Origin of the sequence: Paraburkholderia ginsengiterrae, assembly GCF_001645125.1 — a bacterium.
GTDB classification, from domain to species: Bacteria; Pseudomonadota; Gammaproteobacteria; order Burkholderiales; family Burkholderiaceae; genus Paraburkholderia; species Paraburkholderia ginsengiterrae.
In genome coordinates this window covers 1-525 of the sequence record NZ_LXKA01000088.1, presented here as the reverse complement: position 1 = coordinate 525, position 525 = coordinate 1, and the positions used below count along the sequence as shown (strand labels likewise).

Annotated in this window: 1 pseudogene; it reads left to right on the top strand. The window is 70.1% G+C overall.

What is annotated here, in order from left to right:
• Nucleotides 1-340: 340 nt before the first annotated feature.
• A pseudogene (rimO, locus tag A6V37_RS42080) lies at nt 341-525 on the top strand (30S ribosomal protein S12 methylthiotransferase RimO); the annotation flags it as partial.

Below are 525 nucleotides of genomic sequence, written 5' to 3'. Positions count from 1 at the left end.
ATATGGGGGTGCAGGTACGGTCGGTGGGCGCTGGACGGCGTCCGGCCGGGTGCGCGGGAGTCGGGGGGGGCTACGGTGCCGGCGTGTGTTCAGCGGGGAGGTCGACCACGCAGGGGTGCGTGGGGATGGGAGGGGCGGGGAGCGGGTGGACGCGGGTCAGCGTCGGGGACGTGGTGGAGGTGGAGGGGAGGTAGGGGAAGCGGGGAGTGATGGGGCGGGGCAGGAGGTCGTGGGAGTGGGGCGGGACGAGCGGGACGGTGCGCGAAAAAAGAGGGCAGAGGAAAGGGGGGAGTGGGGGTGGCGGTGCGGGGGAAGAGAGGGAGTGAGACGGAAGGGGGGGGAAGGTCCATGCGGGGGTCACGTTGTGAGGAGACGGGACGTGCCGATGGAGCACGCGCATCCGGGAGTGGTCAGGAGCATAAAGCGCCCGGGGAGCGCCGAGAAGGTGATAGAGCGGGTGAAGAAATGGCGCGAGATGTGCCCGGATCTGACCATTGGCAGCGCGTTGATCGCCGGTTTCCCGGG